22 protein-coding genes are annotated in these 26,999 nt (G+C 69.9%); 19 read left to right on the top strand and 3 right to left on the bottom strand.

Going from position 1 to position 26,999, the window contains the following annotated elements; genetic code table 11:
• Positions 1-3 precede the first annotated feature (3 nt).
• The 7 genes from QM714_RS00895 (at position 4) to QM714_RS00925 (ending at position 7,647) form a co-directional block, all read left to right on the top strand.
• A complete protein-coding gene (locus QM714_RS00895) occupies positions 4-1,038 on the top strand; it encodes a hypothetical protein (protein ID WP_415096698.1) in 1,035 nt (344 codons plus the stop codon).
• A 298-nt stretch (positions 1,039-1,336) separates the two neighbouring features.
• Positions 1,337-3,037, top strand: a complete 1,701-nt coding sequence (locus QM714_RS00900; RefSeq protein WP_415096700.1) for a nitrite/sulfite reductase — start codon at positions 1,337-1,339, stop codon at positions 3,035-3,037.
• Positions 3,034-3,810, top strand: a complete 777-nt coding sequence (locus tag QM714_RS00905) for a phosphoadenylyl-sulfate reductase (protein ID WP_415096702.1) — start codon at positions 3,034-3,036, stop codon at positions 3,808-3,810. The genes QM714_RS00900 and QM714_RS00905 overlap by 4 nt, the downstream gene beginning before the upstream one ends.
• Positions 3,807-5,015: a uroporphyrinogen-III C-methyltransferase gene (cobA, locus tag QM714_RS00910; protein WP_415096704.1), complete on the top strand. Its 1,209-nt coding sequence runs from the start codon at positions 3,807-3,809 to the stop codon at positions 5,013-5,015. Before QM714_RS00905 ends, cobA begins: the two co-directional genes overlap by 4 nt.
• Positions 5,012-5,674: a sirohydrochlorin chelatase gene (locus QM714_RS00915; protein WP_415096706.1), complete on the top strand. Its 663-nt coding sequence runs from the start codon at positions 5,012-5,014 to the stop codon at positions 5,672-5,674. The genes cobA and QM714_RS00915 overlap by 4 nt, the downstream gene beginning before the upstream one ends.
• A 9-nt stretch (positions 5,675-5,683) precedes the next feature.
• Positions 5,684-6,925 carry a kynureninase gene (locus tag QM714_RS00920; RefSeq protein WP_415096708.1) on the top strand — a complete coding sequence of 414 codons (1,242 nt, stop codon included), beginning with the start codon at positions 5,684-5,686 and terminating at the stop codon, positions 6,923-6,925.
• Complete coding sequence (locus QM714_RS00925; RefSeq protein WP_415096710.1) at positions 6,922-7,647, top strand: GNAT family N-acetyltransferase; 726 nt, start codon at positions 6,922-6,924, stop codon at positions 7,645-7,647. The genes QM714_RS00920 and QM714_RS00925 overlap by 4 nt, the downstream gene beginning before the upstream one ends.
• Before the next feature lie 36 nt (positions 7,648-7,683).
• Here the strand turns inward: QM714_RS00925 and QM714_RS00930 are convergent, their stop codons facing one another.
• A complete protein-coding gene (locus tag QM714_RS00930) occupies positions 7,684-10,938 on the bottom strand; it encodes a S8 family serine peptidase (protein WP_415096712.1) in 3,255 nt (1,084 codons plus the stop codon).
• A gap of 409 nt (positions 10,939-11,347) precedes the next feature.
• Between QM714_RS00930 and QM714_RS00935 the strand changes: the two genes are divergently transcribed.
• From QM714_RS00935 to serA, 11 genes are all read left to right on the top strand, one after another.
• Complete coding sequence (locus tag QM714_RS00935) at positions 11,348-13,120, top strand: acetolactate synthase large subunit (RefSeq protein WP_415096714.1); 1,773 nt, start codon at positions 11,348-11,350, stop codon at positions 13,118-13,120.
• 19 nt (positions 13,121-13,139) lie between these two features.
• Positions 13,140-13,673 (top strand): acetolactate synthase small subunit, encoded by a 534-nt coding sequence (gene ilvN / locus QM714_RS00940; protein WP_415096716.1) that lies wholly within the window; start codon positions 13,140-13,142, stop codon positions 13,671-13,673.
• 57 nt (positions 13,674-13,730) lie between these two features.
• Positions 13,731-14,759 (top strand): ketol-acid reductoisomerase, encoded by a 1,029-nt coding sequence (gene ilvC, locus QM714_RS00945; RefSeq protein WP_415096718.1) that lies wholly within the window; start codon positions 13,731-13,733, stop codon positions 14,757-14,759.
• A 30-nt stretch (positions 14,760-14,789) separates the two neighbouring features.
• Entirely contained in the window at positions 14,790-15,596 is an 807-nt protein-coding gene (locus QM714_RS00950; RefSeq protein WP_415096720.1) for a methyltransferase domain-containing protein, read from the top strand.
• A gap of 158 nt (positions 15,597-15,754) precedes the next feature.
• Complete coding sequence (efeU, locus tag QM714_RS00955; RefSeq protein WP_415096722.1) at positions 15,755-17,302, top strand: iron uptake transporter permease EfeU; 1,548 nt, start codon at positions 15,755-15,757, stop codon at positions 17,300-17,302.
• A gap of 22 nt (positions 17,303-17,324) precedes the next feature.
• Positions 17,325-18,566 (top strand): iron uptake system protein EfeO, encoded by a 1,242-nt coding sequence (gene efeO, locus QM714_RS00960; protein ID WP_415096724.1) that lies wholly within the window; start codon positions 17,325-17,327, stop codon positions 18,564-18,566.
• Position 18,567: 1 nt separating this feature from the next.
• A complete protein-coding gene (gene efeB / locus QM714_RS00965; RefSeq protein ID WP_415096727.1) occupies positions 18,568-19,857 on the top strand; it encodes an iron uptake transporter deferrochelatase/peroxidase subunit in 1,290 nt (429 codons plus the stop codon).
• On the top strand, positions 19,857-20,975 hold the full coding sequence (menC, locus tag QM714_RS00970; RefSeq protein WP_415096729.1) for an o-succinylbenzoate synthase: 1,119 nt from the start codon (positions 19,857-19,859) through the stop codon (positions 20,973-20,975). The genes efeB and menC overlap by 1 nt, the downstream gene beginning before the upstream one ends.
• Positions 20,972-21,814, top strand: a complete 843-nt coding sequence (locus QM714_RS00975; RefSeq protein WP_415096731.1) for a GNAT family N-acetyltransferase — start codon at positions 20,972-20,974, stop codon at positions 21,812-21,814. Before menC ends, QM714_RS00975 begins: the two co-directional genes overlap by 4 nt.
• 68 nt (positions 21,815-21,882) lie before the next feature.
• Positions 21,883-22,050: a hypothetical protein gene (locus tag QM714_RS00980; protein ID WP_415096733.1), complete on the top strand. Its 168-nt coding sequence runs from the start codon at positions 21,883-21,885 to the stop codon at positions 22,048-22,050.
• A gap of 240 nt (positions 22,051-22,290) precedes the next feature.
• Positions 22,291-23,877 (top strand): phosphoglycerate dehydrogenase, encoded by a 1,587-nt coding sequence (serA, locus tag QM714_RS00985; protein WP_415096735.1) that lies wholly within the window; start codon positions 22,291-22,293, stop codon positions 23,875-23,877.
• Positions 23,878-23,883: 6 nt separating this feature from the next.
• On the opposite strand, the gene QM714_RS00990 is transcribed toward serA, so the two are convergent.
• On the bottom strand, positions 23,884-25,350 hold the full coding sequence (locus QM714_RS00990; RefSeq protein WP_415096737.1) for a PLP-dependent aminotransferase family protein: 1,467 nt from the start codon (positions 25,348-25,350) through the stop codon (positions 23,884-23,886).
• 54 nt (positions 25,351-25,404) lie between these two features.
• Here QM714_RS00990 and QM714_RS00995 point away from each other — a divergent pair, with 54 nt between their 5' ends.
• The gene (locus QM714_RS00995; protein WP_415096739.1) at positions 25,405-26,079 is read left to right on the top strand and encodes a YczE/YyaS/YitT family protein; all 675 of its coding nucleotides are present in this window, start codon (positions 25,405-25,407) and stop codon (positions 26,077-26,079) included.
• On the opposite strand, the gene QM714_RS01000 is transcribed toward QM714_RS00995, so the two are convergent.
• Positions 26,060-26,626 (bottom strand): O-methyltransferase, encoded by a 567-nt coding sequence (locus QM714_RS01000; protein WP_415096741.1) that lies wholly within the window; start codon positions 26,624-26,626, stop codon positions 26,060-26,062. The two genes, QM714_RS00995 and QM714_RS01000, sit on opposite strands and share 20 nt — an antisense overlap.
• Between the last annotated feature and the right edge of the window lie 373 nt (positions 26,627-26,999).

Genomic DNA, 26,999 nt, shown 5'->3' on the forward strand with positions numbered 1-26,999 from the left:
TCCGTGCTGCATCGGGTACGTCGGCCCTGGGCCGTGATGGTCGTCGTTGCCGTGACCGGACTCGCCGTCACCACGGCGCTGACTGCCGGTGATCGGATCGGCGCCCACCCGTCGGTCAGCGCGCCTAGCGCCACCGGACCGGCGTCCGTCGACAGCGGCTCGACGAGCCCAACCGGCACGGCCGACCCGTCGACGGGGCCGACGCTCGGACCTTCGCTGGAGCCGGTGACCGAGTCCCCGCCACCGAAGCCGGCCCTCCTGCCCGGGGGCCGACATCGAGTCTTCGGTGGCAACCGGTTCCTGGTCGCCTACTACGGCACGGCGGGCACCGGAGCGCTCGGTGTCCTCGGCGAGACCGACCCGGACACCGCGACCCGACGGCTGGCGCGGGCGGCGGCACCCTTCCGGCGACCCGGACAACCGATACAGTTGGTCTACGAGCTGATCGTCACCGTGGCCGATGCCTATCCCGGGAAGGACGGCTCCTACAGTCACGACATCGCCCGCGACCAGGTGCGCCGCTACATCCGTGCCGCGCACCGGCACGGCGCCCTGGTCGTGCTCGACCTCCAGCCCGGGCGCAGTCACTTCCTCGCCGTCGCCAAGCGGTGGGAGTGGGCGTTGCGCGACCCCTGGGTGGGGCTCGCGCTCGACCCGGAGTGGCGGATGGGCCCACACCAGGTGCCCGCCCGCGTGATCGGCTCGGTGAGCGCACGCGAGATCAATCGCACCACCGCCTGGCTGGCCGCGCTGACCCGGCGGGAGCGGCTGCCGCAGAAGCTGCTCCTGCTCCACCAGTTCCGGACCAGCATGATTCGCGACATCGGCGACCTGCGCACCCACCCGGAGCTCGCCATGGTGCAACACGTCGACGGCTTCGGCACCCAAGGGCAGAAGCTGGACACCTACCACGCCGTGCTCCGCCCCCACCTCCTGATCCCCGGCTTCAAGCTCTTCTACGACGAGGACATCCATCGGATGGGTCCGGTCGCCGTGCACGCCATCCGACCCAAGGTGCGCTTCGTCAGCTTTCAGTAGACCCCGACAAGCGTCTGCACGTCCGACATTCGAGACACATGTCCATATCGCGAGATTCGCGGACGGCGCGGGGGTGAGCGTGTCAGGCTTTCACCCATGCCAGCCACCGCCGTCGTCCTCGTGGTCCGACGCCACGTCGACTTGATGCGCGTCTACGGCTGCAGCATGTGTCCGGCCCGCTGAGGCCGGCCGACTGCGCCTGACGGGGCACTTCTCTGTGTCCGCCGGGTGCCGCGAGTGAGTTTTCGGCCGGCTGCCCTGTCGCGATGCCATCCACCACCGATCTCGAGGAACTCCCATGACTGCTGACGCAGCCACGCAGGCGGCCACCCGGCCGGCCCGGCGCCAACCGCGCGGGCGGGCGCGGGGCGAGGGCCAGTGGGCGCTCGGCTACCGCGAGCCGCTCAACGCCAACGAGCGGGTCAAGAACGACGACAACGGACTCAACGTGCGGGCCCGGATCGAGAACATCTACTCCCGGCGCGGCTTCGCCTCCATCGACCCGACCGACCTCAACGGCCGGATGCGCTGGTGGGGGCTCTACACCCAGCGACGGCCGGGCATCCCCGGCGGCAAGACCGCCAGCTTGGAGCCGCACGAGTTGTCGGACGAGTTCTTCATGATGCGGGTGCGCTGCGACGGTGGACGGCTCTCGGCCGCCCAGCTGCGGACGCTGGCCGACATCTCCTCGACGTACGCCCGCGACACCGCCGACATCAGCGACCGGCAGAACATCCAGTACCACTGGATCCGCATCGAGGACGTGCCGACCATCTGGGCCGCCCTCGAAGAGGTCGGCCTCACCACCGCCGAGGCCTGCGGCGACACCCCGCGGGTGATCCTCGGTTCGCCGGTGGCGGGTGTCGCGGAGGACGAGATCATCGACGGCACTCCGGCGATCGAGGAGATCGTGCGGCGCTTCGTCGGCGACCCCGCGCTGTCCAACCTGCCGCGCAAGTTCAAGACCGCGGTCTCCGGGTCGCCCTCCCAAGACGTGGCCCACGAGATCAACGACGTCTCGTTCGTCGGGGTGGTGCACCCCGAGCTCGGCCCCGGGTTCGACGTCTTCGTCGGCGGCGGGCTGTCGACCAACCCGATCTTCGCCCAGCGACTGGGCGCCTTCGTGACGCTGGAGGAGGTGCCCGAGGTCTGGTGCGGTGTCGTGGAGATCTTCCGCGACTACGGCTATCGGCGGCTCCGCAACAAGGCCCGGCTGAAGTTCCTGATGGCCGACTGGGGTGCCGAGCGATTCCGCGAGGTCCTCGAGAACGAATACCTGCATCGTCGGCTCACCGACGGTCCCGCACCGCCGCCGCCGAGCGGCCGGCGCGACCACGTCGGCGTGCACCAGCAGCGGGACGGTCGCTTCTACGTCGGCGCGGCTCCGGTCGTCGGCAGGGTGAGCGGCAAGATCCTGGCCGGACTGGCCGACCTTGCCGAGTCGGTCGGCAGCGACCGGATCCGCTTGACCACCCACCAGAAGCTGCTGGTCCTCGACGTGCCCGAGGACAAGGTCGACCAGGTGTGCACCGGTCTGCGGAAGCTCGGTCTCGATCCGACGCCGAGCGAGTGGCGTCGCGGCACGATGGCCTGCACTGGGCTGGAGTTTTGCAAGCTTGCCATCACCGAGACCAAGGAGGTGGCGGGCCGCGCGGTGTTGCAGCTGGAGGAGCGGCTGCCCGACTTCGCCAACCCGCTCAGCCTGCACGTCAACGGCTGCCCCAACTCCTGCGCCCGGATCCAGGTCGCCGACATCGGCTTGAAGGGACAGATCGTGACCGACGATCACGGCAACCAGGTGGAGGGCTTCCAGGTGCACCTCGGCGGCGAGCTCGGCCCCGACGACCAGGTCGGCCGCAAGCCGCGGGGGCTGAAGGTGACCAGCGCCGACCTGCCGGACTACGTCGAGAGGCTGGCCCGCCGCTACGACGAGCAGCGCGCCGACGACGAGACGTTCGCTGCCTGGGCCCGCCGCGCCGAGGAGGCGGATCTGGCATGAGGACCGCACCCGACGCCACCACGATCAAGGACGCCCGCGACCTCGAGGACGCCTACGGCCTGGTCGTCACCGAAGCCGCCTCACTCGACGACGACGCGCTCGAGCAGCTCGCCACCGACGCCGGTCACCGGCTCGAGGAGGCCTCCGCCGAGGACGTGCTCGCCTGGGCCCGGCTGACCTTCGACAGCCGGCTGGTCGTGCTCGCCTCGATGGCCGACGGCGTGGTCGCCAACCTGGCCGGTCGAGCCGCTCCTGGCGTCGACGTGGGCTTCTTGGACACCGGCCTGCACTTCGTCGAGACCCTCGGCACCCGAGACGCCATCGCCGCCACTCTGCCGATCAACGTGATCTCGGCCAGGCCGGCGGTCAGCCTCGAGCACCAGGAGCGGGAGCTCGGCCCGGCACTCTGGGAGCGCGATCCCGACCTGTGCTGCGCGATCCGCAAGGTGGAGCCGCTCGGCCGCCTGCTCGCGCCGTACCGCGCCTGGGTCACCGGCCTGCGCCGCGACGAGAGCGCCACTCGCGCGCAGACCCCCGTGGTGGCCTGGGACCCCCGGCGACGCAAGGTGAAGGTCAACCCGATCGCTCGGTGGACCTCGGCCGACGTCGAGCTCTACGCCGCCCAGCACGGCATCATCGTCAACCCGCTCAAGCAGATCGGCTACGCCTCGATCGGCTGCTGGCCGTGCACCCGCCCGGTCAGCGAGGGCGAGGACGAGCGAGCCGGACGCTGGTCGGGAGCCCAGAAGACCGAGTGCGGAATCCATCTGTGACCGACCTGACCCCCCTGCTGCTCGATCTGCACGGTCGACGCGTGGTCGCCGTGGGTGGCGGCCCGGTGACCGCCCGCCGGCTCGATGCCTGGCTCGAGGCCGGGGCCGACGTGCACGTGATCGCGCCGTATGCCTGCGAGGACATCTGGGAGCACGCCGAGGCTGGTCGCCTGGTGCTGCACCTGCGCGAGTTCGAGCCCACAGACCTGGACCAGGCCTGGCTGGTGCACACCGCCACCGGCGACCGACTCTGTGACGAGGCGGTGTCGACGGCCGCGGAGGAGCGCAGGGTCTGGTGCGTCCGTGCGGACAGGGCTGGAGAGGGCACGGCGCGCACGCCGGCGGTCGCTCGCGTCGGAGACGTCGTCGTCGGTGTCAACGCGGGCGACGACCCACGCCGAGCGGCCCGACTGCGCAACGCCGTGGCGGAGCGGCTGGCCAGCGGTGAGTTGCCGCTGCGCCGCGCGCGCACCGGGCAGGGTCACGTCGCGCTCGTCGGCGGCGGACCCGGTGCCGCGGGCCTGATCACCCTGCGGGGGCGTCAGCTGCTGGCTCAGGCCGACGTCGTTGTAGTCGACCGACTCGCGCCGAGGGCGCTGCTCGACGAGCTCGACCCGGACGTCGAGGTCGTCGAGGCAGGCAAGGCACCCGGTCGGCACCTGCTGGCCCAGGAGGACATCAACCGGGTGCTCGTCGACCGAGCCTCGGCTGGGCTGCGGGTGGTCAGGCTCAAGGGCGGCGACCCCTACGTCTTGGGACGGGGCAGCGAGGAGGCGGGGGCCTGCCGTGCAGCCGGGATCGATGTCGAGGTCGTGCCCGGTGTCACCAGCGCCCTTGCAGTGCCTGCCGCCGCAGGCATCCCGGTCACGGCGCGCGGCGTGACCAGCAGGTTCACGGTGATCTCCGGCCACGACGGGCCCTTGGACTTCGCCACCCTGGCGGCCCTGGAAGGGACGCTGCTGTTCTTGATGGGAGTGGCTCGGCTCGGCGAGATCGCCGCCGAGCTGGTCGGTCACGGTCGTCGCCCCGACGAGCCGGTGGCCGTGGTGGAGCGCGGCACCTTGCCCGACCAGCGGGTGACCACCGGCACCCTGGCCACCATCGCCGAGATCGCCGCGGAGCGGTCCGTGGCCAACCCGGCGGTGATCGTGATCGGCGACGTGGTGGAGCTCGCCACGGTGCCCTCCGAGGTCTGGTCGGCGTGACTCGCCACCTGTTGCTCGCGCACGGCTCGCCGGACCCCCGGCACGCGACGTTCGTCCGAACCCTTGCGGCCGCGGTCACCGATCGCGGCCCCGCTTGTGAGGTCGCCTTCCTCGAGCACGACCTGCCCCGGGCTGCGACCTGGCTGGCAGACGTCGAGGAAGACGTCACCGCGTTGGGACTGCTGCTCGCACCCGGCTACCACGCTCGGGTCGACCTTCCGGGACTGCTCGCGCAGGTCCCCTCCGCAGTCACCGTCACCGACCGCGGGGTCGTCGGCTCGGGTCGCTGGCTGCATGCGGCCCTCGACGAGATCATCGCGGCGACAGGCGGCACGGCCCACACGCCGATCGCTGTCGTGACCGCGGGCTCGTCGCGGCCCGAGGCGCGCGCACACGTGGCCGACTTCGTGGCCGAGTGGGCCGCCGAGCGCCCCGGATCGGCGTACGCCGTCACCAATCTCGCCGACCTTCCCCTGCTAGCGCTCGCCCGGCCCGATGCCCTGGTCGTCCCCCACCTGGTCGCGCCGGGAGTCTTCGCCGACCGGATCCGCGACCAGGCCTCCCGATGCGGTCTGGCCAGCGCGGCGCCGATCGGGACCGCATCCGCATTCGTCGACGCGCTCGAGGCACGGTTCGCGGAGAGTCCGGTCCTGCGATAGACATGGGCCGTGACCGAGGACAACACCACCCCGGAGACGGCTCACCGACTCGACGCGACCGACCCACTGGGGTCCTACCGCGATCGGTTCGTCGGTGCCGAGACCCCGCTGGTCTACTTCGACGGCAACTCGTTGGGCAGACCGGTGCGCGCGACGGCCGACCGACTCGCCCGATTCGTCGCGGACGACTGGGGCGGCCGGCTGATCCGCGGCTGGGACGAGCAGTGGTACGAGCAGCCCTTGGTGCTCGGCGACCGGCTCGGTCGCGTGGTGCTCGGTGCGGCGCCCGGCCAGACCGCGGTCGGCGACTCCACGACCGTGCTGCTCTACAAGACCGCCCGGGCGGCCGTCGACGCGCAGGTGCGGGCGGACCCCGCCCGTCGGGAGATCGTCATCGACACCGACAACTTCCCCACCGACCGCTACCTCGCCGAAGGGATCGCCGCCGAACGGGGCCTCACCGTGCGCTGGGTGGAGGTCGACCCGGCAGCCGGAGTGACGGCCGACCTGCTCGCACCGGCGCTGGGTCCGCAGACCGCGCTGGTCTGGCTCAGCCACGTCGCCTACCGCTCGGGATTCGTCGCCGACGGCCCGGGGCTGACCAGGCTCGCCCACGAAGCGGGTGCGCTCGTCCTCTGGGACCTGTCCCACTCGGTCGGCTCGGTGCCGCTCGCCCTCGACGAGTGGGCGGCCGACCTGGCCGTCGGCTGCACCTACAAGTACCTCAACGGCGGGCCCGGCTCGCCAGCCTTCGGGTACGTCGCCGCGCGTCACCACGCCCTGCTCGCCCAACCGATCACCGGTTGGATGGGGCACCGGGACCCGTTCTTGATGGGCCCCGGCTTCCATCCCTCGCCCGGGATCCGCAGCCTGCTCTCCGGCACCCCGCCGATCACCGGGATGCTGCCGATGCAGGACATGCTCGACCTGATCGAGGAGGTCGGCATGGACGCCATCCGGGCCAAGTCGCTGCGGCTCACCGGCTATGCGCTCGAGCTGGCACAGGCCTGGCTTGCGCCGTTGGGTGTCACGGTGGGCTCGCCCGCCGACGAGGCGACCCGGGGTGGCCACGTCACCTTGCTGCATCCCGGGATGCGTGAGGTCACCGCCCGGCTTTGGAAGCAGGACGTGATCCCCGACTACCGCGACCCGCACGGACTGCGGATCGGGTTGTCGCCGCTCTCCACGAGCTTCACCGAGGTGCATCAGGGGATGGCAGCGGTGCGTGACGAGTTGGCCGGGCTCGGGTGAGCTGGGCCAACGAGCTGGGTCAGCCCGTGGGGGACCCGGTCGAGGGCTGGGTGGCTCGGTCCGCTCCGGCGTGCGTGTCCCTGACCGGCCGTTACGTCCGGCTGGAGCCGGTTGGCCCGGCGCACGTGGACGGGCTGCTGGGCTCGGTCTGCACCGAGGAGGACGAGTCGTTGTGGACCTATCGCTCGGTGCCCCGGCCGGTGGAGCGGTCCGAGGTGACCGCCCTGGTGGACTCGTTGTCGGACCAGACCCCGGGGGTGACCTTCGTGGTCCTCCCCGAGGGCCACCAGCACGCGCAAGGACTGGTCTCCCTGATGCGCCTCGACGCGGCCAACGGATGCCTGGAGATCGGCGGCATCATGTGGTCGCGACAACTGCAGCGGACCAGGGCAGCCACAGAGGCGCTGGTGCTCATCGCGACGTACGTCTTCGACGAGCTCGGCTACCGACGGCTGGAGTGGAAGTGCGACAGCCTCAACGAGCCCTCCCGAGCCGCCGCGCGCCGACTCGGCTTCAGCTACGAAGGCAGGTTCCGGCAGGCCCTGGTCGTCAAGGGCCGCAACCGCGACACCGACTGGTTCTCCATCATCGACACGGAATGGCCACGGCTGCGGGCGGCGTACGACGCGTGGCTGTCCCCGGACAACTTCGACGACGACGGTGGCCAGGTGCAGCCGCTCTCGGCATTGACCGACCGCACGAACAGCGAGCCTCGACGCTGACGCGTCGAGGCTCGCTGCCTGCTTGCCGCTAGGCCGTCACTTCTTCGGAACGGTCAGCACCTGACTCCGCTTGCCGCTGGCACCGTGCAGATGGAACACCAGCGCCTTCGCCTTCGGCGTGGCCGACGTCAGCTTGATCTTGCCGCGCCTGTCGAGCCAGAGCGGGCTGCCGGTGGCGACAGCCGGCTTGCCGGCGTTGAACTTGCCGGGCACGTCGACCCAGTCGATGTAGTCGCCGGTGTAGCCGTACCACATGCCGACGGAATACCTCACCTGGGCCTTCTTCTTGCCCTTCAGGCCGATCGCGTCCTTCCACACCGGCAGCAACACCACGTTGTTGTCGAACACGTTGGTGTCCACGTCGCCGAAGTTGAAGTTGATCGGCTCGGCGTCCACCAGGTCGCCGCTTTCCATATCGAAGGTGAAGGCCAACGGGACATCTGTGCCCGGCCTGAGCCCGACATAGGTGTCGAAGTCAGGAGTGCCGTCACCGTTGACGTCGTAGTAGACATCCGGGCTCAACACGCTGCCGATGTTGGGCCAGTCACTTCGCGTGGAGACACCGAACCACAGCCACTTCTTGGTGGCTCCCGCGCCGACCTCCTTGATGTCGCCAGCGCGCTCGGTCGCCGAGGAGGTGCAGCCGATCGGGTCCTCTCCGGCGCCACACGTGGGCAGCTTGCCGCTCTTGGCGCCGAGCTGCATCACCGACATCAGCGACCGGAAGGCACTGGCACCGCTGCCTTGCTTCACTCCGGCACCGGTCACCTTGACCGCCTTGTGCCTGCCGCGGGTGACCTTGGCCTTGGTCGTCGAGACGGGCTTCGCGCCGCCGTAGACCGGCACCCGCAGGTCGGATCCGTCGACCGGCGTGACCACCACGCGACCCGACGAGTCGGTCACGAACTGCCGCGGAACCGAGGCACCGAAGATGTCGACCACCTGCTCGCGGTCCATCGTCTTGTCGAGGGTGTGCCGCAACGCCCTCGGCTGGATCGTCATCGTGATGGTCGCCGTCTTCTCGGCACCCGCACCCACGACCAGCTTCTTCGGCGAGACGCTGTAGCTCACACCGGGGGAGGAGTTCACCGACTGGTAGGCCAGGTTGACCGTCACCGCATCGGCGCCGGTGTTCTTGACGACCAGCTTCTTGGTCCTGCTGACCTTGCCCGCGGTCACCGGGACCGGAACCGGCCCGAACGATGCCGAGACGGCGTTCGCGGGGCTGTTGACGTAGGCCAGCACGCTGGCATCGGAGGCCGCGAGGGCATCCACCCGACCCGATCCGACCCTGGCCGGGGCGTAGCGGGTGCCGCTCTGGTTCTCACCGGTCCACACGTCGTGGGTCGCGTTGTTCATCACCGCGGCCTTGACCATCAACGGAGTCCAGCTGGGGTGCTTGGCCTTCACGATCGCGGCGATGCCGGCCGTCAGCGGCGAGGCCATCGAGGTGCCCGAGATCACCAGAACCTTGTCGCCCGAACCCATCCCGGCCGAGGCGATGGTGTCGCCCGGAGCCGTCACATCGGGCTTGACCACCCCGATCGACCCGCGTGGTCCGCGGGAACTGAAGCTGGACAGGGTGTCGCTGATCCCTGGGTTGACGTCACGGATGCTCGCCTGGAGGGCGCCGTCGAAGGTGACGTTCAGCGTGCCAGCCGTCACGGCCGGCTGCAGCTTGTCGGTCTCGGACTTCGGAAGCTGGAAGACCGGGATGTCCGCGTCACCGGTGATGCCGGCGCCGAAGACGTTCAGACCCGAGGTGAAGATCGCGCCGATCGCGCCGGCGCTCTTCACATTGGCCGCTCGAGCAGCAGAGCCGCAGCGCCGGGTGGCGTCGTCGTCGTCCCAGATCAGCCAGGCGACCTTGCCCGCGACCGTCGCAGCATCGTCGCCGCTCAGCACGTCGCAGCCGTCCGCGTTAGCCTCAGAGATGGCGACCACGTCACCGGTCACCGGAGCCTCGTCTGCCCAGTCGTAGGCGACCGACATCTGGCCGGCGCTGGTGCCGGCCACATCGCCCGGTGCGTTCACGGTGAGACCGTCGCGCAACTGGTAGGAGTCGACCGAGCTGGCCACCGCCAGCGCCGAGATCGCGTTGCCGGGCGCGCCGCCGGTGTCGGTGAGGTCGCCGTTGTTGCCCATCGAGATGACGGGCAGCACGCCGAACTTGGCGAGCTTGTTCACCACGGCGTTCTCGGGGTCGTCCTCGTTGCCGTAGTCCGCGCCGAGGGACATGTTGATCATGTCGAGGTGGTCGTCGAAGTTGCCGTCACCGTTGGGGTCCAGGGCCCAGTCCAGCGCCGGGATCACCTCGTCGGTGGTGCCGTCGCAGCCGAACACCTTCAGACCGTAGAGCTCCGCCTCCGGAGCCATACCTGGGCCGACCTCCATGTCCATCAAGTCGTCACCGCTGAGGTCGGCGTAGTCGCCGTTGAACGTCGAGCCGTTGGCCTTCACGCCGTAGCCCGCCGCCGTGCCCGCCACGTGCGTCCCGTGCTCGTTGCAGTCCAACGGGTTCTCGTCCGGCTGGGGGACGGAGGTGGGGTCGTCGGCGTCGTAGGCGTCACCCACGAAGTCATGGCCGCCTCGGATCTTCGCCTTGCCCTTCGCTGGCAGCGCATCGCGCCAGTCGGGGTCGGCCGAGTTGGCCTGCGCGTCGTCGTACGCCTCGGTGGTGCCGGGTCCGCCGAAGTCGGCGTGAGTGTAGTCGATGCCGGTGTCGATGATCCCGATGCGGACGCCCTCGCCGGTGCCGCCGGCGTACTTCCAGGCGTCGAGCGCCTTGACGAGCTGGGCGGTGTTCGCGTTGGTGGCCGTCTTGGGGATGATCCGCGAGACCTTCACCACCCCCGACATCGCCGCCAGCGCCGAGGCGCCGTCGGTCGTGGTCCGCACGCCCATGCCGGGGAGTGCGTTGGACACCACGAAGAGCGAGGTGGCCTTCGAGTCGCTCTTGCGAGCGGTGGCGAGCGCGGTCTTGGCCTGCGACGAGACCGCGCCCCGGCGGTCCTTGGCCGCCTTGCTGCTTCCGGTACGACGCGCGGCGTCCGCCGCGCCTTCGCCGGCGAACTGGACGAAGAACGCCACCCGGGCGTCCTTCGCCTGCTCGCGGCGCTGGATGTCGAGACCGCGGACATCCACCCGCTTGGGGGCGTTGAGCATCGGGGCCTTCTCGGCCTTCTTCTCGGCGGCGGTGGCCGCGGGACTGGCGATGCTCAGTGCGGTGGCTGCGGCGGTGACCGCGACCAGGCCGGCCCAGGCTCGTGACTTGAGTCGTCGTGGCTGCACGAGGCTCCTCCCTGAGGAATCGGCGGGCGAAAAATGGGAAGAGAGCGCAGCCGCCCGAGGAACCACGCCTCTCGGCGGGACGATAGACCTTCGTTGCCCCGACTGAAAGGGGTCAGGCGGACAAGATTGGGTTGCAGTGACTCGGGACCTCTCAGCGCCAGCTCCCCCAACACGTTCTGAGACGCGAGTCCCATGATTCGAGACGGGTGGCAGACTGGCTTGACGCCACCGGAGTCCGACAGGGACCGTAGGTCCATGCGCGCACAGATCCTCGTACGCCTTCGACGCGTGAGTTAGGGAGATCCCTCCCGCGCTTGCGCGTCACCCCTCGTCGCCCGCCCGGGGCCGAGGGGTTTTTTGTTGGGCTGATGTCAACGAACCGCCGCACCACTGAGGACAGGAAGAAGAGATGAGCGAGCAGGACGCCGCCGACCAGATCACCGGCGCGCAAAGCCTGGTCAGGTCCCTGGAGCATGCCGGGGTCAGCGACATCTTCGGGATCCCGGGAGGCGCGATCCTCCCGGCGTACGACCCACTGATGGACTCCCGCAAGATCCGGCACGTCCTCGTGCGGCACGAGCAGGGTGCCGGCCACGCGGCGTCGGGCTACGCCTCGGCTACCGGCCGGGTCGGGGTCTGCATGGCGACCTCAGGCCCCGGCGCCACCAACCTGGTCACCCCGCTCGCGGACGCCTACATGGACTCGGTCCCGATGGTGGCGGTGACCGGCCAGGTCGGCGCGGCCATGATCGGCACCGACGCCTTCCAGGAGGCCGACATCCGCGGCATCACGATGCCGATCACCAAGCACAGCTATCTGGTCACCGACCCGGCCGAGATCCCGCGCACCGTCGCCCAGGCATTCCACATCGCCGCCACCGGGCGGCCCGGGCCGGTGCTGGTCGACGTGGCGAAGTCCGCGCTGCAGGCGATGACCACGTTCGACTGGCCGACCGAGCTCAGCCTGCCCGGCTATCGCCCCGTGACGCGACCGCACAGCAAGCAGGTCCGCGAAGCAGCCCGACTGATCTTGGAGTCTCGACGCCCCGTCCTCTATGTCGGTGGCGGGACGGTCCGGGCCGGCGCCTCGCCGGAGCTGCTGCGGCTGGCCGAGCTCACCGGCATCCCGGTCGTCACCACGTTGATGGCCCGGGGTGCCTTCCCCGACAGCCACTCCCAGCACCTCGGCATGCCCGGCATGCACGGCACTGTCGCCGCGGTGGCCGGCCTGCAGCGCAGCGACCTGATCATCAGCCTGGGCGCCCGCTTCGACGATCGGGTCACCGGCAACCTCGACTCGTTCGCCCCCCACGCCCGGGTCATCCACGCCGACATCGACCCCGCCGAGATCGGCAAGAACCGCTATGTCGACGTCCCGATCGTGGGCGATGCCAAGGAGGTCATCGCCGAGCTCGTGGTCGCACTCGAGGCCGAGGCGGCCACCGGCAACACCGGCGACTACGAGGCCTGGGTGGAGTTCCTGGTCGGTGTGCGCCAGCGCTACCCGCTCGGGTACGACGTCCCGGCGGACGGCAGCCTGGCCCCACAGCATGTCTTGGAGCAGTTGGGCCGGATCGTCGGGCCGGAGGCCGTCTATGTCGCAGGCGTCGGCCAGCACCAGATGTGGGCGGCCCACTACGTCGGCTACGAGCACCCACGCACCTGGATCAACTCGGGAGGCCTCGGCACCATGGGATACGCCGTGCCCGCCGCGATGGGCGCCAAGGTCGGCATGCCCGGCTCCACGGTCTGGGCGATCGACGGTGACGGCTGCTTCCAGATGACCAACCAGGAGCTGGCCACCTGCACCATCGAGAACATCCCGGTCAAGGTCGCCATCATCAACAACGAGGCGCTCGGCATGGTGCGCCAGTGGCAGACGTTGTTCTACAACGAGCGCTACTCCAACACCACACTGCAGCATGCGCACACCCCGGGCCGGATCCCCGACTTCGTCAAGCTGGCCGAGGCCTACGGATGTGTCGGGCTGTCCTGCGACTCGCCCGACGACGTGGACGCCACCATCGAGAAGGCGATGGAGATCAACGACGTGCCCGTCGTGGTCGACTTCCGCGTGCACCGCGACTCGATGGTCTGGCCGATGGTGGCCGCCGGCGCCAGCAACGACGACATCAAGTACGCCCGGGACCTGGCCCCGGAGTTCGACAAGGACGACCTGTGAGGACGGGGGAGGACCACCGGTGAGCAAACACACCCTGTCGGTGCTGGTCGAGAACAAGCCCGGCGTGCTGGCCCGGATCGCCGGCCTGTTCAGCCGGCGCGGCTTCAACATCGACAGCCTCGCGGTCGGCCCGACCGAGCATCCCGGGATCTCCCGGATGACCATCGTGGTCGGCGTCGAAGACCTGCCGTTGGAGCAGGTCACCAAGCAGCTGAATAAGCTGGTCGAGGTGATCAAGATCGTGGAGATGGACCCCGCCCAGTCGGTGAGCCGTGAGCTCCTGCTGGTCAAGGTCAAGGCCGACGCCGACAGCCGGGGCAAGGTCCTCGACGCCGTCCAGCTGTTCAAGGCCAGAGTCGTCGACGTGGCGCCGGACGCGGTGACGATCGAGGTCACCGGCAACACCGACAAGCTCGCCGACTTCCTCCGCGTGATCGAGCCGTTCGGCATCCGCGAGCTGGTCCAGTCCGGGATGGTGACCATCGGCCGCGGTCCGCGGTCCATCAGCGAGCGCTCCCTCCGACCCGTGCCGGTGGCCACCACCAGCGCCTGACCCCTCCAGAATCCCGCCGCCCGACGGCGGGACACGTATCAGAAAGAGAGTTTCACCGTGGCCGAGATGTTCTATGACGACGATGCCGACCTGTCCCTGATCCAGGGCAAGCGGGTCGCCGTCCTCGGGTATGGCAGCCAGGGGCATGCCCACGCGCTGTCACTGCGCGACTCGGGCGTCGATGTCCGAGTCGGGCTGCCCGAGGGTTCGAAGTCGCGCGCGAAGGCGGAGGCCGAGGGGTTGCGCGTGCTGACGCCGGCCGAAGCCAGTGCCGAGGCAGACGTGATCGTGATCTTGGCGCCCGACCACGTCCAGCGCAGTCTCTACGCGGAGTCAGTCGAGCCGAACCTCGCGCCGGGCAAGGCGCTGGTCTTCGGTCACGGCTTCAACATCCGGTTCGGCTACATCACCCCGCCCGCCGGAGTGGACGTGTTCATGGTCGCCCCCAAGGGTCCGGGTCACCTGGTCCGACGGGAGTATGTCGACGGCCGTGGTGTGCCGGTGCTGGTGGCGGTGGAGAAGGACGAGACGGGCCAGGCCTGGCCGCTGGCGTTGTCGTATGCCAAGGGCATCGGTGGGCTGCGTGCGGGCGGCATCAAGACGACGTTCAAGGAGGAGACCGAGACCGACCTGTTCGGTGAGCAGAGCGTCCTGTGCGGGGGTGCCTCGCAGCTGATCATGTACGGCTTCGAAGTGCTGACCGAGGCTGGCTACCAGCCCGAGGTCGCCTACTTCGAGTGCCTCCACGAGCTCAAGCTGATCGTGGACTTGATGTACGAAGGCGGCATTGCCAAGCAGCGCTGGTCGGTCTCTGACACCGCGGAGTACGGCGACTACGTCTCCGGCCCCCGCGTGCTCGACGAGCACGTGAAGGAGAACATGCAGCGGATCCTGGCCGAGATCCAGGACGGCACGTTCGCCCAGCGGTTCATCGACGACCAGGACGCCGGCGCACCGGAGTTCAAGGCGCTGCGCGCCAAGGCCGAGGCGCACCCGATCGAGGCGACCGGCCGCGAGCTGCGCAAGCTGATGGCCTGGGTGAAGAGCCACGACTCCGACTACGTCGAGGGCACCGCGACTCGCTGAGACTGCGGCGCGAGACGAGGGAGGCCGGTCGTGACGGGGGAGCATCGCTACACGCACGGCCACGCCGAGAGCGTGTTGCGCTCACACCGCTGGCGGACGGCTGACAACTCTGCCGCCTATCTGTTGCCGCACCTGGAGCCGGGCCAGGCTCTGCTCGACGTGGGCTCCGGTCCGGGGACGATCACGGCCGATCTGGCCGAACTGGTCGCTCCCGGGCCGGTGACCGCGCTCGAGCACACCGCCGAGGCGGTCGAGCTGACGCGAGCTGAGTTGGAGCGACGTGGGCTCCAGCAGGTTGTGGTGCGACGGGGCGACGTACACGACCTACCCTTCGACGACGCCTCCTTCGACGTGGTGCACGCCCACCAGGTGCTGCAGCACGTCGCCGACCCGGTCCGCGCCCTGCGAGAACTGGCCCGGGTCACCCGACCGGGTGGCGTGGTCGCGGTCCGGGACTCCGACTATGCCGCCTTCGTCTGGCATCCCGTCTCGCCCGAGCTGGATCGATGGCTGGCGTTGTATCGCGGCCTCGCCCGCGCCAACGGCGGTGAGCCGGACGCCGGGCGCCGACTGCTCGCCTGGGCGCACTCCGCCGGCTTGGACGACGTCACGGTCAGCTCGTCGACCTGGACCTTCGCCACTCCGGCAGACCGGGCCTGGTGGGGCGGCCTGTGGGCGGATCGGCTGCTCGACTCGGCCTTCGGCAACCAGCTGCTCGAGACCGGCCGTGCGACGCCTACCCAGCTGCAGGAGATGGCCGACGGCTGGCGCGCCTGGGCCGATGAGCCCGACGGGTGGTTCGCCGTGCTCCACGGTGAGCTGCTCGTTCGCTGCTGACCAGGGAGCGACGGTCACCTCTCGGGTGAGCGCGCTCACAGCAGCCGCGGGCCGGTTCAGGGACGGTCCGCGGGTAGGCTAGTGTGCTCTGTGAAGGTTAGGCTTGCCTAAGGGCCTGACGATTGCGGCCGCCCGGCCGCAATGGCGAGAGCGGATGCATGCTACCCACGTTCGTGATCGGCCTCCGGGAGGGGCTCGAAGCCGCGTTGATCGTCTCGATCATCGCTGCCTTCCTGCGTCGCAACGGCGCCAGTCTCCGGGGCCTGTGGATCGGGCTGACGAGCGCGATCGCGTTGAGCGTGGTGGTCGGGGTCGTGCTGCGCCTGGTCGAGCAGAGTCTGCCTCAAGCTGGCCAGGAGGGGATGGAGGCCGTGATCGGCCTCGTCGCAGTCTGCTTCGTGACCGGCATGGTGTTGTGGATGCGCGAGAACGCCCGCCACCTCAAGCACGATCTGGAGAGCGCCGCCGGCGCCGCACTCGGCGACGGCACCACCACGGCGTTGAGCGTGATGGTGTTCTTGGCGGTACTCCGCGAGGGCTTCGAGACCTCCGTCTTCCTGCTCAGCACCTTCCAGGCGGCGACCAGTCCGGCGGCAGCCGCCTCGGGAGCCGCGTTGGGTCTGGTGGCTGCGGCTGTGATCGGCTACGGCATCTACTCCGGCGGCGTCCGGCTCAACCTGGCCCGCTTCTTCAAGATCACCGGGGTCTTCCTCGTCTTCGTCGCCGCTGGACTGGTGCTCTCCTCGCTGCGCTCGGCCCATGAAGCGGGCTGGATCCAGTTCGGTCAGGCCCGCACGGTCGACCTCTCCTGGCTCGCTCCTCCCGGGGCGATCCGGACCGCTGTGATCACCGGTGTGCTGGGCATGCCAGCAGATCCCCGAGCGGTCGAGCTGTTGGGCTGGGCCTGCTACCTCGTGCCGATGCTGCTGTTCACCTACTGGCCGGCCTCGCGACGTCCCTCGCCGGCCGCGGTGCCGCGGCTTCAACTCGGCGGTGCGGTCGGTCTGCTCGTCCTCGCGGCGGCGCTGCTGCTCGCCGTACCCCTGCCGAAGGTCGACGTCTCCACGTCGGCTCCGCTCGAGGGCGGCGGCTCCGCGCAGGTGCACGTCAGTGCCCGGGACGGCACGCTCACGCTTGGAGAGGGCAGTGACCAGCGCACGCTCGCGGTGGCTGATCCCCAGCCGAGCCCGGTCACGGGCGCGGACACACGCTGGACCGTCGCCGACGAGATCAAGGACCGGCCGGACACGCTCACCCTGGACGAACTGCTGACCTACACCGGCAATCGGGTGCCGGTGGGGCTGGACGTCAACCGCGCTGGCGGGCCCTATTCCGCGAGCTGGCACAGTCAGGGCAGCGCTGTGATCGACACGTTCGAGGGCGGGTTGGTCGCCGGCGGCAGCGACACTCGGCTCCTGCTCACGCTCACCGGGGGTGGTCTGACCTCGCCACGCGTCATCACCGTCTCGGATTCCGCCGACTCCTGGCAGGTGTCGACGACTCACACTCGTTCGGCTCAAGAGCGCATCGCCACCGCCCAGGCGACGGCCCGCGAACGAGTCCTGTGGAAGCACTGGTTCCCAGGCTTCCTACTCCTGGTCGCGGCAGCGCTCACCGTCGCCGGTCTCCGGCGTCGGCGTGCTGTCCGACTTTCCTCCCAAGCCGCCGTCTCCGCCGAGCCGTTCGCGCGCTCAGTCGGTGGTTGATCCGACGATGAAAGGTCCATCCATGTCCCGATCTATGCGCGTGCGCGCACTGCTGACCGCCCTCGGTGTGTTGACCACCGTGGGCCTGACCTCATGTGGTGGCGACGACGACTCGTCGGGCAACGCCTCACCCGACGCGAAGAGCTCGTCCGCCAGCAGCGGTGGCGCCGCCCAGGTCGCGGTCACCTTGGCCAGCGGTGGGTCCGGCGACACCTGCACGCTCGACACCGACTCGGTCGAGGCGGGGCCGGTGACCTTCACGGTGACCAACGAGAGCGCAACCGGCATTACCGAGGTCGAACTGCTCAGCGGGCTGAAGATCCTCGGTGAGAAGGAGAATCTCGCACCGGGCCTCGGGCCGGTCAACTTCACCCTGACCCTCGGGGGCGGGGACTACGAGATCTACTGCCCTGGCGCCACGGAGGAGTCCCTGCCCTTCACCGTTACCGGCGAAGCCAGCCAGTCGACGGGAGGCAGCACCCAGCAGGCGCTGCAGGAGGGTGCGACGGAGTACGGCACCTACGTCGACACGCAGGTCAGCGCCATGCTCGACGGTGTCAAGAAGCTCCAGGATGCCATCGACTCCGGTGACCTCGCCGCGGCCCAGGAGGCCTACGCCCAGTCGCGCGTCTACTACGAGCGGATCGAGTCCGATGTCGAAGGCTTCGTGCTGCCTGGCTTCAAGCCGACCGACAACAACGGGAACCTCGACTACCTCATCGACATGCGGGCCTCCAACATCGATCCGGCGGTCGGCTGGCACGGCTTCCACGCGATCGAGCGCGACCTCTTCGGTCGCGAGAAGATCACGGCCGGCACCAAGAAGTACGCCGCCGAGTTGACCAAGAACGTCACCAAGCTCGTCGACGTCGCCAAGACGCTCACCTACGCACCCGAGGACCTCGCCAATGGTGCCGCTGGCCTGCTCGAGGAGGTCCAGGCAAACAAGATCAGCGGTGAGGAAGAGGCCTTCAGCCACATCGACCTGCTCGACTTCGCCGGCAACGTCGAGGGCGCCAAGGAGGCCTTCGCCTACCTCCAACCCGGTCTGGAGCAGATCGATCCCGAGCTGACCGCCACCATCACCGATCGGTTCGATGCGGTCGACGACATGTTGGATGACTACCGGGACCCGAACGCTCTGGGGGGCTATGTGTTGTACACGCCGGCTCTGCGCAAGACTGATGCCAACAAGCTGAGCCAGAGTGTCCAGGCGTTGCAGGACTCGCTGTCGCGGCTGGCAGAGAAGGTGGCGACGGCCTGAGATGAGCAACTCCCGTCCCGACGGGTCGTCGTCCGAGACGGTCCCCGCGGCGCCCGCCCGGGGACTGTCTCGGCGACGGCTGGTGGCCGGCGCAGGTGCCCTCGGCGTGGCGGGGGCGGCGGCCGGCTTCTTCACTGGTCGGGCGACAGCCGAACCCGGGGAGGCCGGCGAGATCCTCGACCTGTCACGGCGATACGAGTTCTACACCGGCGGGCATCAGGCCGGGATAGCCACGCTGCCGCAGCGGTACTGCGTGTTCATGACCTTCGACGTGACCGCCGTGACGGCAGAGGCGGTCAAGGTGCTGCTCGCCCGCTGGTCTGCGGCGATCGCGCAGCTGATGGCGGGGCTACCGGTCGGCTCGATCGAGCCCACGCGCTCGGGTGCCGTGGCCGCAGACACCGGAGAAGCGCTCGACCTGGCCCCCAGCGGGCTGACGGTGACCCTCGGGCTCGGGCCGGGCCTCTTCGACGAGCGGTTCGGGCTGGCGGACCGGAGACCGCGCCTGCTGGAGGACCTGCCGGAGCTGCCGAGCGACCAGTTGAGGCCGCCGCTGACCGGTGGAGACCTCAGCCTCCAAGCCTGTGCCGACGACCCCCAGGTGGCCTACCACGCGATCAGGGACCTGGCTCGGATGGCCCGCGGCTCGGCGAACACCCGATGGGTGGTGCTCGGCTTCGGTCGCGCCTCCGCCGGAAGCGGTCAGACCACCCCCCGCAATCTGCTCGGCTTCAAGGACGGCACCCGCAATCTCACCTCGGCCGGGGAACTCGACGAGCACGTCTGGCTCGGTGACGGCACCGACGTGGACTGGATGACGGGCGGGACCTACCAGGTCGTCCGCAAGATTCGGATGGACATCGAGATCTGGGACGCCGACGACATCACCGACCAGCAGGGCATCTTCGCCCGCAAGAAGATCTCCGGTGCACCACTGACCGGGAAGAGCGAGTTCGACACCCCGGACTTCAGTGCCACGGACGCGTCGGGGGACCTGGTGATCGACCCGACCTCTCACGTCGCTCTAGCCGCCCACGAGAACAACGACGGCATCAAGATCCTCAGGCGGTCCTACAACTTCACCGACGGCATCAACGACCTCGGTCAGCTCGATGCCGGTCTACTCTTCGTGAGCTACCAGCGCACTCCAGCCTCGTTCATCGCGCTCCAGCGTCGACTGGGAGCCTCGGACCGACTCAACGAGTACATCGCCCATGTCGGCTCGGGGATCTTCGCCGTGCCGCCCGCGCCGACGAAGGGGCACTTCTTGGCGGAGGATATGTTCGCCTGATGCAGATCCGCCAGATCGAGGCGCGGGTGGTGGACATGCCGCTGGTCACGCCCTTCCGCACCTCGCAGAGCCTGGAGGTCTCCCGCCGCGCCATGCTGGTGCGGGTCGACACCGACCGCGGACCCGGTTGGGCCGACCTTGCCGTGGAGGACGAACCGATCTTCGGTCACGAGTTCATCGACGCGACCTGGCCGGCCCTCGGCACGATCATGGCGCCACGACTGCTCGGTCGCGAGGTGACCGGATCTGCCGTCGCGCACCTGCTGCGCGGGGTCGTGGGTCACCATGCCACCAAGTCGGCGCTGGAGATGGCGGTGCTCGACGCCGAGCTGCGCGCCGCGGGGATGAACCTGAGCGCCTACCTGGGCGGCGTCCGGGATTCGGTGCCCGTCGGGGTCTCGGTCGGCATCACCGACACCCTGGACGAGCTGGTCGACCTCGTCGCCGGCTACCTCGACGAGGGCTATCCGCGGATCAAGCTCAAGGTCCAGCCTGGCTGGGACGTCGCCCTGCTGAAGCGGGTGCGAGCGGAGTTCGGTGACGAGTTCGACCTGCAGGTCGACGGCAACGGTGCCTACGGGCCCGCCGAGGTGTCGCACCTCGCCTCGTTCGAGCGGTTCGGGTTGAGCATGATCGAGCAGCCCTTCCCGGCTCTGGACCTGCGCAGCCACGAGCGGCTGGCGAGGTCGACCGGCGTGCCGGTCTGCCTGGACGAGTCGGTGAAGTCGGCGCGCGACGCCCTGCGCGCTATCGAGACCGGTGCCTGCAGCGTGGTCAACATCAAGCCGGCCCGCGTCGGCGGCTATCTGGAGGCCCGCCGGATCCACGACGTCTGCGCCGCCGCGAGCGTCGCCGTGTGGTGTGGCGGAATGTTGGAGTCCGGGGTCGGTCGCGCCCAGAACCTTGCCCTGGCGGCGCTGCCCGGATTCACCTATCCCAGCGACATCTCGGCAACCTCGCGCTACTTCGAGCGTGACCTGACCGAGGCATTCGAGCTCGAAGACGGCTGCCTACGAGTGCCGCAAGGAGCCGGCTCGGGGGTCACCGTCGACCTCGATGCGCTCGACGAGTTCACCGTTGCGCGGAAGGTGTACGCCGGATCGGCGTCGGTGTCATGACCGGTGCGGAGCTTCGCCCAACCGGTGCCGACCTGGTCGTGCGGGAGCTGACCGATCCGGCCGAGCTGCAGGCAGCCAATGACCTGTGGACGCAGACCTGGGGTGCCGCCGAGGCGTCCCTGACGGCCGACGTCCTGCGCGCACTCGCCCATGCCGGGGGCTATGTCGGCGGTGCCTTCCGCGACGGCGAGTTGGTCGGCGCGGGAGCCGGGTGGCTCGGTCGAGACGACGTCGGTGGCCCGCTTCACCTGCACTCCCACATCGTCGGCGTGCGCCCTGGTCGAGAGCGGACCGGGGTGGGACTCGCCGTGAAGCTGCACCAGCGGGAGTGGGCGCTCGGCCAGGACCTCCACCAGATCCGGTGGACCTTCGACCCGATCCTGGCGCGTAACGCCGCCTTCAATCTCGGGCGTCTGGGAGCTCTTCCGCTCACCTACCACCCCGACTTCTACGGGGAGTTGGACGACGACTACAACGCCGGCGACCCCACCGACCGGGTAGTGGTGGTCTGGCAGCTCGATCGCCCCTGGCCACCACCGACGGTGGCGACCGATGACGCGGTGGCGGTGCTCGCGGCTGGCGCCGAGGGCGCGCCCATCCGATCCTCGGCCGAGGGCGCGGGGCTGATCCGGGTCGAGGTCCCGGGTGACTACGTCGGGCTGCGTCGGCGCGATCCGGCCACCGCCGCGGCTTGGCGGCGGGCGCTGCGCGAGTGTCTCGCGGGCGCGCTCGGTAGCGGCTGGGTGGCTGTGGGGTGGCAGCCGCTGGTCGGTCCGACGGCCGGCGGCTACCTGCTCCGACGCGGAAAAGGTGCGCGCAGCGGGGGATCTCCGACCTGACTTGGCACCACAAGGGCGCCGGCCAGCTGGCCGATATCTACCTGGCCGACAACGACGGGAACGTGCTGGTGAGCACGAGTTCGAACGCCAAGCGGGGCAAGATCACCAAGAGCGTGACGTCGGGCAAGTACAACCTGTTCGTGCAGTTCTATGCGACCCTCAAGGAGCAGTCGATCGGGCCGGGGAAGCACAAGACTCGCACCACGAACCACACCTTCACCGCCCGCTTGCGCTGAGGTCGACGCCGGTCTGCCGCGGTCTTCCTTCGGCTGCCGCGGCCTTGTGGTGGCAAAGTGCCCTGCAAGCCGGGTCCTCAGCCACCACAGCACCGCGGGAGATGGGTCAGAGCCACCACAGCACCGCGCTCTGCGTGGATGTGGACCACTCACCGCTGGGTGGCCGGTGGACGGGTAGAGTTGTCCGGGCACAGCGTCGTGCCACCTTCACTTCTTCTCTGACACCTCCGAGGTCACGCTGTGAGCAAGCCTGTCGTCCTCATCGCCGAACAGCTCAGCCCCGCGACGGTGGCCGAGCTCGGCGCCGACTTCGAGATCCGGCACTGCAACGGTGCGGATCGCGGTGAGCTGCTTCCGGCGCTCGCGGACTCCGATGCCGTGCTGGTGCGCTCGGCCACCAAGATCGACGCCGAGGCCCTGGCTGCGGCGCCGCGGCTGAAGGTGGTGGCCCGCGCCGGCGTCGGCCTCGACAACGTCGACGTCAAGACCGCCACCCAGAGCGGGGTGATGGTGGTCAACGCCCCGACCTCCAACATCGTCTCCGCTGCCGAGCTGACCGTGGCGCTGATGCTGGCTGCCGCCCGCCACATCTCGCCGGCCCACGCCGCCCTCAAGGAGGGCGAGTGGAAGCGGTCGAAGTATGCCGGCACCGAGCTCTACGAGAAGACCGTCGGCATCGTCGGGCTGGGTCGCATCGGCGTCCTCGTCGCCCAGCGGCTGAACGCCTTCGGCACGTCGGTGATCGCCTACGACCCTTACGTGCAGCCCGGCCGGGCCGCGCAGATGGGCGTCCGGCTCGTCGACCTGGACACCCTGTTGGCCGCCTCCGACTTCATGTCGGTGCACCTGCCGAAGACTCCCGAGACGGTGGGACTGATCGGTGCCGAGCAGTTGGCCAAGGTCAAGCCATCACTGGTGCTGGTCAACGCGGCTCGTGGCGGGATCGTCGACGAGGACGCGCTCTACGCCGCCCTCAAGGAGGGTCGGGTCGCCGCGGCCGGGCTCGACGTGTTTGCCACCGAGCCGTGCACCGACAGCCCGCTCTTCGAGCTGGAGAACGTGGTCGCCACCCCGCACCTCGGCGCCTCTACCGACGAGGCGCAGGAGAAGGCAGGCATCGCCGTGGCCCGTTCGGTCCGGCTCGCCCTCTCCGGGGAGCTGGTGCCCGACGCCGTCAATGTGCAGGGCGGTGTCATCGCCGAGGAGGTCCGCCCGGGCATCCCGCTGACCGAGCGGCTGGGCCGGATCTTCACCGCCCTCGCCGGCGAGGTTGCGCAGTCCGTCGACGTCGAGGTCCGTGGTGAGATCACGGAGTACGACGTCAAGGTGCTCGAGCTGGCCGCGCTGAAAGGCATCTTCGCCGACGTCGTCGAGGAGCAGGTGTCCTATGTGAACGCGCCGCTCCTGGCCGCTGAGCGGGGCACCGCCGTGCGCCTCGTCACCGACATCGACAGCCCCGATCACCGCAACCTGATCACGATCCGGGGCACGCTCGCCGACGGGTCGCAGGTCTCGGTGAGCGGCACCCTGGTCGGGATCGCCCAGCGGGAGCGGCTGGTCGAGGTCAACGACTTCGACGTCGACCTGGAGCCCACCGATCACCTGGCCTTCCTGCGCTATGAGGACCGGCCGGGCGTGGTCGGCATCCTCGGCCGGATCCTCGGGGACGCCAAGGTCAACATCGCGAGCATGCAGGTCGCCCGCGACGAGCGGGGCGGCGCCGCCCTCGTCGCGCTGTCGGTCGACTCACCCATCCCGGCCGAGACGCTGGCCGAGGTCGAGGACGCCATCTCCGCCACCTCGGTCCGGGCCGCCAACCTGCGCTGAGAACGTTCAGGCGACGATCGAGCGGACTCGGCGGCGGGCCGTCGACGTCGCGTCGAGGCCTTCGCCACGGACGATCGGCCAGGCTTCGGCGAGGATCTCCACGGCCCGCCGCAACTCGCCGACGGGGCGGGTGTAGGGGACTCGCACCCACGCTGCCAGCCCGCCCTGCGGTGCGAACACCGGCCCCGCGGCGACGGCCAGGCCGCGGCGCTCGGCCTCCTCGGTGAGCGCGGCGGCGTTCGGTGTCGGCAACCGGCACCACAGCGCCAGCCCACCCTGCGGCAGCTCGAAGTCCCAGTCCGGCAGTTGCTCGCGGAGAGCATCGGCCAACGCGTCGCGCTGCTCGCGCAGCCGCTCTCGATGGAAGGCGAGCGTGGGTGCCAGGTCGCCGAGCAGGTGGACCAGGGCCAGCTGCTCCAACACCGGAGTGCCCAGGTCGAGGGTGAGCCGGGCACGGGTGAACGCCTCGGCCAGGTCCGGGTCGACTCGAGTCCAGCCCATCCGCAAACCACCCCACAGCACCTTGCTGGCGGCGCCGACGGTCAGCGCTGTGCCACCGGCGGCAGCGACGTGGGCGGCCAGCGGCCGGGGCATCTGCCGGTCCGCCAGCGCGAGCTGCTGGTGCGACTCGTCGACCACGACCACGGTGCGGGCATCGGCCAGGGCACGCGCGGCCCGGGCACGCTGCTCCTCCGACATCAGCTGGCCGGTGGGATTGTGGAAGTCGGGCACCAGGTAGGCCACCTTCGGCCGGAGCCGCCGGGCGGTCGACTCGAGCAGGTCCAAGTCCCAGCCCTGTGGCCCCACCGGCACCGGGCTGAGTCGGGCGCCCGCGCCCGCGAAGGCCGCCGCGGCGTTGGGATAGCCCGGCACCTCTACGAGCACCCGGTCACCCGGGCGGACCAGCGCCCGCGCCGCGATCGCGGTGGCGGTCTGCGCGCCGGGCGTGACGATCATCTGGCCCGCGGCGGTCGGCAGCCCTCGTTGTGTGTAGCCCTCGGCGAGCAGCCGTTGCAGCTCGGGCAGGCCGGCGGGGTAGTAGCCATGCCCGGAGAGGTATGCCGGCAGGTCGGCCACCGCGGCCTGGTAGGCGGCCGCCAGCCCCGGTGGGGCACTCGAGGCGGCGCAGTTGAGGTCGACGGCGAGATCGTCGCCGACTCGTGTGGTCAGCGCCCGATCGAGGGTCCGGGCCCGGCCGCCGGGGATCCGGGTGAAGGTGCCCGCACCGCGTCGCGCGGCGGCGTACCCCTGCTCGGTGAGCAGCGCGTAGGCCCGGGTCGCGGTGGTGCGGGAGACGCCGAGACGCTCGCAGAGCTCCCGCTCGCTGGGCAGTCGCACGTCGACCGGGATGCGTCCGTCGCCGATCGCGAGCCGGAGGGCGTCGGCGAGTGAGGCGTACGCCGGTCGGGTCAGCGTGCCGACCACTTCGGCCACCCGGCTCGCGGTCACGACACGGGACACGCTGGTAGGCATGAAGGCCACTCTCGCACGATTGGCTATTTATTCCAAGGCCAATTCCGCGCGACGATGGGCACCGTGACTCAGACCCCCTTGGCCAACCTCGGCCCGGCCGAGCAGCTGCGCGCCGGCCGGATGCCGCGCCGCCTTGCGCAGCTGCTGGTCGGGCTGTGGCTCTACGGCGTGTCGATGGGACTGATGATCCGCAGTGGCCTGGGTCAGGTGCCCTGGGACGTGCTCCACTACGGTCTCGCGCTGCATCTGCCGCTGAGCATCGGCCAGGTCGTCGTGGTGGCGTCCTTCGTGGTCCTGCTGCTGTGGATCCCGCTGCGGCAGGCGCCCGGGCTCGGCACCATCCTCAACGCGGTGCTGATCGGGGTGGCGCTCGATGTCACCTTGGCCATGGTGACGGCGCCGTCGGCGGTGGCGATCCGGATCGCGTTCATGGTGGTGGGCATCCTCGGCAACGCTCTGGCGACGGCGCTCTACATCGGTGCGCAGCTCGGTCCGGGACCGCGCGACGGACTGATGACCGGTTGGTCGCGTCGCACCGGCTGGTCGCTCCGCCTGGTCCGGACCTCACTCGAGGTCGTCGTGGTCGCCGTCGGGTGGCTGCTGGGCGGCGTCCTCGGGGTCGGCACGGTCCTCTACGCCATCGCCATCGGCCCGCTGACCCAGCACCTGCTGCCGCTGTTCACCGTCCCGCTCGAGGAGCGGGAGCCGGTCAGCGACGCGTCGCGATGATGGCAGAGGCATCGGGGGAGAGCATCACCTCGACAGCCGTGAAGCGCTCGTCGGTCAGCCACTCCTCGCGGAGCGTGTCCACCCGGCCGTAGGCGATCGGCGGCCAGCTCTCGCACGGCGTGAAGTCGTCCAGCACCACGATGCCGCCCTCTTCGAGCAGGTCGGCGACCTGATCCACCCGGAGCTCGGCGAACTCCCCGGGGTCGAGGAACAGCAGCGAGAAGGGGCCCTTGTCGAGCAGCGTGGACCAGTCCGCCGCGAGCACGTCGACCTGAGGGTCGTCGACGAAGATGTCGGCCGCCGCCTGGGCCAGCTTCGGATCCAGCTCCGCGCTGAGGATGCGGGTGTCGCCCCGGACCCCCGAACGCAGCCATGCAGTGCCGACCCCGCAGCCGGTGCCGAACTCGGCGAGGGTCCCGCTCCTGGTGGCGGCAAGGGTCGCCAGCAGCCGCCCCGTCTCGTTGCGGCAGAACGACGCGTAGCCGGCGCGCCGCGACACCTCGAAGGCTCGCGAGACGATCGCGGGGACCTCGGGGGGCGCGCTCATGTCGGAGAGTGTGTCATTTCGAGATCGATGTCTCGGATGATGAGAAGGTGCGCGGACTGGTGGGCGCACCGGCGACGGTCGTCGTACGGTTGGCTCACTATGCGGAGCGTGTTCGTACTCATCGACTGCCGCGGCGAGGCCTCGTAGCAAGGCCACCTCGCCGCGGTGTTCGGCGTGGCGTGGCCTTGCAGTTCCTCTCTTCAGCCCAGTAGCTGCCTCCGCGGCGGGTCGCCTCCGGTTCACGTGCGATCCGCGGTTCACGAGGTTCGATGACCGGCCGACGACGCGTGATCCGCGTCCGCCCGCCATCGCTCGCCGCGGGGGGCGCGCCGGGTCGAGAGGCCAGGTCCGTCCACACCGCCCGTTCCTCCAG

It is taken from the genome of Nocardioides sp. (genome assembly GCF_047602075.1).
Taxonomy (GTDB): domain Bacteria; phylum Actinomycetota; class Actinomycetes; order Propionibacteriales; family Nocardioidaceae; genus Nocardioides.